This is a genomic window from Clostridium sp. ZBS2, assembly GCF_023845855.1.
GTDB lineage: Bacteria > Bacillota > Clostridia > Clostridiales > Clostridiaceae > Clostridium > Clostridium aquiflavi.
Window position 1 is genome coordinate 86,884 of the sequence record NZ_JAMQIF010000016.1, and the last position, 7,936, is coordinate 94,819.

Here is a 7,936-nt window from a genome sequence, read left to right on the forward strand (position 1 = left end):
CTTTCACTAATTCATACGTTGTGAGCTATTAAACTAACTGGATTGCTTTAAATGCACATCCATCCATACAAGCACCACATTTTATACATTTTGATTGATCAATGGTATAAGGTTTTTTTATTTCTCCTTTAATAGCTCCTGCTGGACACATTCTAGCACATTTAGAACAGCCTTTACATTTATCCTTATCTATTTCATAAGACATTAAAGATTTACATACTCCGCCTGGGCATTTTTTATCTACAACATGAGCTATATATTCTTCTCTAAAGTATTTCAAAGTACTCTTTACTGGCAAAGATGCACTCTTACCAAGACCACAAAGCGCTGTCGCAGATATAGTATCTGATAATTCTTCCAACATATCTAGGTGTTCTAATGTACCTCTTCCTTCTACAATGTCAGTTAAAATTTCTAACATTCTTTTTGTACCTTCTCTACAAGGTATACATTTACCACAAGATTCATTTTGAGTAAAATTCATAAAGAAACGAGCTACCTCTACCATACAACTTTTATCATTCATTACAACTAATCCACCACTACCAATCATGGCTCCAACTTTTTTAAGTGAATCAAAATCTAGTGGTAATTCTAAATGATTTTCGCCTACGCAAAGACATCCACCAGATGGTCCTCCAATTTGAACTGCTTTAAACTTTCCTTCTTTTACTCCACCACCAATATCAAATATTACCTCTTTTAATTTTGTTCCCATAGGAACTTCTATTAAACCTGTGTGTTTTACATTTCCAGTAAGTGCAAAAGCCTTAGTTCCATAATTCTTTTCAGTACCAATACTCTTATACCACTTTGAACCTTTATTAATGATGCTTGGAACATTACAAAATGTTTCAACATTATTTAATACAGTTGGTTTTTCAAATAATCCCTTTTCAACAGTTCTAGGTGGTTTAACTCTTGGCATACCTCTATTTCCTTCTATTGACGCTGTAAGAGCACTTCCCTCACCACAAACGAATGCTCCTGCTCCTTGACTTATATGTAAGTCAAAATCAAATCCAGAATTTAAAATATTCTTTCCTAAAAGTCCCACTTTAGTAGCTTGATCTATAGCCATTTGCAATCTTTTAACTGCAAGTGGATACTCAGCACGAACATATATATAACCATAATTTGCTTTTGTTGCAATTCCAGCTATAAGCATTCCTTCAATTACTCTATGAGGATCGCCTTCCATCATACTTCTATCCATAAATGCTCCTGGATCACCTTCATCACCATTACATACTATATATTTTTGTTTTTCAGCTTGTTGTAATACTTGAGACCATTTTCTTCCTGTTTGGAAACCACCGCCTCCTCTTCCACGAAGATAAGATTCTGATATTTCATCTACAACTTCCTCAGGTGTCATATCAAAAAGTGCTTTCGCAACAGCAGTATATCCGTCAGCTGCTAGATATTCTTCAATAGACTCTGCATTTATATGTCCACAATGTTCTAATGCAACACGTGTTTGTCTTGCATAAAAAGGAATTTCTTCTTGCTTGCTATAGCTTTTCTCTTCATTTTTATAAATAAGATGTTCTATTACTTCATTGGAAATTATGCTTCTTTCAACAATTTCTTCACAATCTTCTAATTTAACTTTTATATATAATATTCCTTCAGGTTCTATTCTTAAAAGTGGACCCATTTCACAAAATCCATGACATCCGCTCTTCTTTAAACCAATACTATCATCATGAGGTTCTTCTTCTAATGAGATAGTAACTTCAAGTCCTCTTTGTTCTATTAACTCTTTTAATCTATCATAGATTTTTAAAGAACCACTAGCTACACAACCAGTTCCACCACAAATTAATATTTGTTTAGATTGTTTACCTAAAGCTAACTTACATTTTTCTATTGAAGAGTTCAACTCTTCCCTAGTGTTAATTCTCATTAGATGCTTCCTCCTTTAACTGTTTTATTATGTCTCTAGCCTTTTGCTTAGTCATACTAGGATGTACTACATCGTTTACAGTACAGACCGGTGCTAACCCACATGCGCCTAGACAAGATACAGTTTCAACTGTAAAAATCATATCATCTGTTGTAACTTTACTTTCTGAAAGTCCTAATAATTTTCTGAATTCTTCTAATATAGGTATAGATCCCCTTACATGACATGCAGTTCCATCACAAATTTTTATTACGTATTTTCCTTTAGGTTGTAATGAAAAATTTTCATAGAAAGTTGCAACACCATATATTTTTGCTTCACTTATTTTTAAGTGTTTTGCAATATAACATAGTGCTTCCTTTGGCAAATAACGATATTGTTTTTGAACTTCTTGCATTATAGCAATAACTGACGACTTTTGATAATTATGAGAAGCTAAAATGGTATCTAATTCTTTCATTTCCTCTTCTTTTAATATCACTTGTCCCACCCCCATATATTATAAATTATTATAAAAATAAAAAATGATTTATTATAATATGCTTGTACATATTTATAATATATAATCACTTTTATTAACAAAATAATATATTATTTTTTTATTTTTTAATACCACCTTCTTTAAATGACTATCATTCATGCGTATATTATATACTATGATATTTATTTATATTCTTATATATATTAAAACACATATTTCACTTATTTGTAAGATATTTTTATTATTTCTTACATATTAAATTAATGTAATTATTAAAAAAAATAAACGAAAAAAGTAGTTTATTTTTTGTCTTCTTTGAATATAAAATTGATTGTTTTCAAAACTAAATAATCATATGTCTTAAAATTCTGTCTATAATCTTCAATTTATATTATTATTTAAAATCAATTACATAATTTAAGTATAAAAAACTAGTTATAAGAAAAATATATTATAAAGATTTAATTTTAGTTATAAGATAATTCTACTTTAAAAGACATATTAAAATTCAATTAAAATAGGTGAAGTATATGAATATATATTTAATTTTAACATTAATTCTTTTCATAATTAATTCTATATGTGCAGTCTCTTTAGTATTTATTGAAAAAAGAGATACAACAACTATTTGGGCATGGCTTTTAATCCTTTTTATTTTTCCCTTTTTAGGATTTATGCTTTATTTATGTTTTGGACAAAACATATCTAAAAAAAAGATTTTCAGCAAAAAAGCTGTCATTGATAAAAAAAAGATTAAAAAATTATTAGCTGATTTAAATAAAGATTTGCATAATGAAGTTGCTGAAGAATATATAGATCTTATAAAAATGAATTTTTATGCTAATGATAGTATTTATACAAAAGAAAACGAAGTAAAAACCTACATTAATGGAGAAAATAAATTTAAAGATTTAATGTGCGATATTAAAAATGCTAAATCCTTTATAAATATTGAATACTATATTTTTAGATTTGATACTCTAGGCTCTAAATTAATAGAATTATTAAAAGAAAAAATTAATGAAGGTATTGAAGTTAGATTATTAGTTGATGGTATGGGATCTAAATCATTAACAAAAAAGCACATAAAATATATTAAATCTTGCGGAATAAAATTTTCAGTTTTTTTTCCTAATATAGCTCCATATATAAATCCACGTCTGAATTATAGAAATCACAGAAAAATAGTAGTTATTGATGGAGATACAGGTTATGTCGGTGGTTTTAATGTTGGTGATGAATATATAAATAAAGGAAAACAATTTTCTTTTTGGAGAGACACTCATATAAAAATTATAGGTGCTGCTGCATTAGAATTAAATAAAAGATTTGCTCTTGATTGGGAATATGCTGCAAAAGAAGATATTTACGATATACAATTAAAAAAAATCACATTTTCTTCAAAAGGAAATGTGGGTATACAAATAGTCTCTTCTGGTCCAGATAATATGGAGGAATACATAAGAAATTCTTATTTAAAAATTATAACAAATGCAAAAAAAACTCTCTTTATACAAACACCTTATTTAGTGCTTGATCATCCTATGATAGAAGCTTTAAAAATTTCAGCATTTTCTGGCGTTGATGTAAGAATAATGGTTCCAAATAAAGCTGATTACTTTTTTATGAGTTGGGCTCTAAGTGCCTCAATAGGCAATCTTATTAAATCTGGTATTAAATTTTATAAATACAAAAATGGCTTTATTCATTCTAAAACTATTGTTTCAGACAGTTCAGTATGTAGCATTGGTACTGCTAATTTAGATATAAGAAGCTTTAAACTTAATTTTGAAATTAATGCTATAATTTATGACTCTAAAATAGCAAAAGACTATGAAGATATATTTTTAAAAGACCAAAATGTATGTACACTATTAACGCTTAAAGAATATGAAAATAGAGGACATCTAATTAAAATATTAGAATCTATTTCTAGATTAATATCACCTATTCTTTAATAATAATAAAATTTTAATTATTTTTTTATTATTTTTTCTAAATTTTATGTTACACTATATTTTATTATACTGTAATAAAATACATAAACTTTAGAAAGGTGACTCAAAATGAAAATTGATATTGATAAAAAATTATTTAAATATGGATTATACATTACTATTACAGCTGTTACTATATATATTGCCTTTGCAATTCTTTTTAATATAGGTAACATTTTAGGAACTACTTTTCATGTTATAGAGAAAATACTTTCATTAATAAAACCTTTGTTAATAGCTATTTTAATTACATATATTTTATTTCCTCTTACTAAAGGTATAGAAAATTTTCTAAAAAATAATAAGATATATAAGATAAAAAATAAAGGCACTTACCGTGCACTAAGCATTATTTTTTCTTACCTAGCAATAATAGGAATAATATTAGGACTTCTTTGTGGTATTTATTTTATGATTGGTGGACAATTATCTAAAAATATTAGTATTTCTAATATAGTAGAATATATATCTATTTATTTAAGTACACATTCATTTTCTAATTCATCAATCAGTTTAGCATTAGAAAATTTAAATTTACCTTTTTTAAATGCTATAGAAGATCATATAGTAGTAGTAGTTAACTTTATTCAAAATTATATTACAAATAATATGGGGAAAATGGCTTCTTTTGCAGTATCTATAGGAAGTGGAGTTGCTACTTTCTTTATTGCATTAGTTATTAGTATTTACCTTTTAAAAGATCATGAATATTTTATTAATCTTTGGAATAAACTTTATTACTTAATCTTCAGAAATAGTAAAGTTGGTAAGAAAATAAATTACGTATTTTCAACAATACATGAGGTTTTTGGAAAGTTTATTCGTGGCCAATTGCTAGAAGCATTCTTCGTAGGAATCTTATCAGCAATAGCTTTATCTATTGTTGGAATAGATTACGCTTTTGTTATAGGTATAATAGTTGGATTATCAAATCTTATTCCTTATGTAGGTCCAATAGTTGGTACTATTTTAGCTGCCATAATGGGCTTATTAAGTGGTACACCTATAAAAATAGTTTATGCTATTATTGCTATGATTATTGTTCAACAAATAGATAATAATCTTTTAGCACCTAAAATAGTTGGGAATAGCGTAGGATTGCATGCTGTATTTACAATGCTTGCAATATTAATAGGTGGAAATATTGGTGGACTCTTTGGAATGTTACTTGCAGTACCTTTAGCTGCTTCATTTAAAGTTTTATTTAATAATTGGTACACAAATTATATGAAAAAAGAAAACTTAAAAGTAAAATAATGATTTTAAAGAAAAAAAGATATCTTAGATTTTCTAGATATCTTTTTTTCTTTATTTCATACTATCAACTACATCTTAAAACAGATAGAATTTTTATTATAAATTTTCTTCATAGAATGTGAATAGGTCATTTAAATATTCTTTTAATATTTCATCTTTTTCTCTAAATATTCCATGCTTAGATCCTTCAAAAAATACCTTATCACAATTTTGAGCATATTTTGCAAATTTGTTTTGTCCACCTGATTTTACAAAATCATCTTTATCAGCTTGCATTAACATTACAGGAATTTCAACCTTTGATGCATTGTCTTTATCTGTAATTTCTTTAGTAGCATATATTGATGCTTGAAGCCAATTATATGAAGCTCCACCTCTTTGTAGATCTTCATCATTGCTTACTATATTATGATAATATCTACATCTAGCATCTGATGATGTATCAGAATTTTTCAAACTATACGTGTCATCATATTTACCTTGTCCAGCAATATATTTATCACCAAATGATAATGCTACACTTGTATTAGCTATTAATTTAGCTATACTTGATGGTACTTTGCCAGTATTAATTTCTAACATAGGTGAAGTTAATACTACAGCATCAAAATATTCTGGATATTCTTCTAAAAATTTGCTTCCTATTCCACCCCCCATTGAATGTGCAAACAAAAATACTTCTTTATCATTAGAATTAGGCATAACTACATCATCCATTAATTCTTTTAGATCTAAAACATAATGTTCAAAATCTTTTACATTTATTTGACTCTTATCTTTAACTCCAAGAGAACCTGACCTTCCATGTCCCCTATGTTCTATTCCAAAAACCGAATATCCTTGATTTAGAAAATAATAAATCATTTCATTATATTTTTCTAATGATTCTGAAAATCCATGACTTATTACAACATTAGCTTTTGAGTCATTTAATTTATACATCTCATAATATATATCAACGCCTTCTTGTCCTTGTACAAAGCCTGTCTCTTTTATGTCATCAATATATGGTTCTACTACGTTCTTCATTTTTTCTTCATAGTCTTCTTCTAATACATAGATACTTTCTAGTGAAGCTTTATCAAAAGCAAAAACATGTTGATATGGCAATTCAAAACATAGAGTCATTAACACCACCATAGTAAAAATAGCAATCGTTTTTTTAATATTTTTGCACATTAAAATTCTCCTTTTCACTAATTATTTTTAGTTATAACTATTTATGTAATCGATTACTTTAATTGTAAACTGAATTTTTATATTTAACAATATCAAAATAAATATTTGTGACTTTCATATTTAATTTATATTTTAAATTATAAATTAATAGAAAATTTTATTTATTTTGATAATTTTACTTTCCATGTAAAATTATGTATTGAAGTTTATTCTAATAGTTAATTACACTATATTTAACATATTATTTTTTGTTTAAAATTACATTTTTTTATTTTTTATATGTATATAATTAAAATATAAGTCAATAATTAAAATATCATAACAATCTTCTCAATATACATAATACTCTATTTAATATANNTATATTAAATAGAGTATTATTTTTTCAGATAATCTAAGTTAATAGTACTATTATTCTAATTTATATAATTTTATCTATAATTAAAGTTCAAAGTCAGAAGATTGACTTTGTTTATATACCTTATCATAAACATTTTTTCTAAAGTAAATAAATTCATCATTACTTACTTTAGATGGGTATGTCATTATCTTTAATGGTAATAATTCATTTCCTATTTGTAATGGTAGCTGTATATAATCAAACTCATTTAATTTAAAGCCTAATCTTTTATAAAATTCAATTCTACGTATACATATATCATCATTAGGAAATTCCACCTCTAGATAAATAGGCTTGTTCGAATTATTTATATATTCTTTTAGCAAGTGAGTTCCCATACCTTTACCTCTTAAGATTCTATCTACTGCAAAATGTTCTATAAAATTAAACTTCTCAAATTCCCATGTTGCTATAAATCCAACAACATTTCCACTATGGTCTTTGACTCCATATACTTTATATAAATCATCATCAAAAATTTCTTTTTGACCTTCTCTGCTTCTTCTTTCTATATTAGGAAAGGACTTATCTAATAAGCAAAAAAAGCTCTCAAAATCATCCTTTTCAATTCTTTCTAAATTCTTAAACATAAATTTCTCCTCCAATAAATTCAAAAATACCATATCTTATTTTAATTATAACTATATTTTAAATATATGTTAATATATGAATAAGCGAAGTGGACGAAGTAATTAAACTTAGGAATACTAAAA

General features: G+C 26.2%; 6 protein-coding genes. 2 read left to right on the forward strand and 4 right to left on the reverse strand.

From position 1 onward, the window contains the following. Positions 1-28: 28 nt before the first annotated feature. Together NG918_RS09780 and NG918_RS09785 are read right to left on the reverse strand one after the other, a co-directional pair. Complete coding sequence (locus tag NG918_RS09780) at positions 29-1,909, reverse strand: NADH-quinone oxidoreductase subunit NuoF (RefSeq protein ID WP_252213503.1); 1,881 nt, start codon at positions 1,907-1,909, stop codon at positions 29-31. Further along, positions 1,899-2,390 carry an NADH-quinone oxidoreductase subunit NuoE family protein gene (locus tag NG918_RS09785; protein WP_252213502.1) on the reverse strand — a complete coding sequence of 164 codons (492 nt, stop codon included), beginning with the start codon at positions 2,388-2,390 and terminating at the stop codon, positions 1,899-1,901. Before NG918_RS09785 ends, NG918_RS09780 begins: the two co-directional genes overlap by 11 nt. Positions 2,391-2,920: 530 nt before the next feature. Between NG918_RS09785 and cls the strand changes: the two genes are divergently transcribed. Both cls and NG918_RS09795 read left to right on the forward strand, forming a co-directional pair. Then, on the forward strand, positions 2,921-4,348 hold the full coding sequence (gene cls, locus NG918_RS09790) for a cardiolipin synthase (RefSeq protein ID WP_252213501.1): 1,428 nt from the start codon (positions 2,921-2,923) through the stop codon (positions 4,346-4,348). A 108-nt stretch (positions 4,349-4,456) separates the two neighbouring features. Further along, positions 4,457-5,644, forward strand: a complete 1,188-nt coding sequence (locus NG918_RS09795) for an AI-2E family transporter (RefSeq protein WP_252213500.1) — start codon at positions 4,457-4,459, stop codon at positions 5,642-5,644. 96 nt (positions 5,645-5,740) lie between these two features. On the opposite strand, the gene NG918_RS09800 is transcribed toward NG918_RS09795, so the two are convergent. Next, positions 5,741-6,823 carry an alpha/beta fold hydrolase gene (locus NG918_RS09800; protein ID WP_252225922.1) on the reverse strand — a complete coding sequence of 361 codons (1,083 nt, stop codon included), beginning with the start codon at positions 6,821-6,823 and terminating at the stop codon, positions 5,741-5,743. Positions 6,824-7,264: 441 nt separating this feature from the next. Then, positions 7,265-7,813 carry a GNAT family N-acetyltransferase gene (locus tag NG918_RS09805; RefSeq protein ID WP_252213498.1) on the reverse strand — a complete coding sequence of 183 codons (549 nt, stop codon included), beginning with the start codon at positions 7,811-7,813 and terminating at the stop codon, positions 7,265-7,267. Between the last annotated feature and the right edge of the window lie 123 nt (positions 7,814-7,936).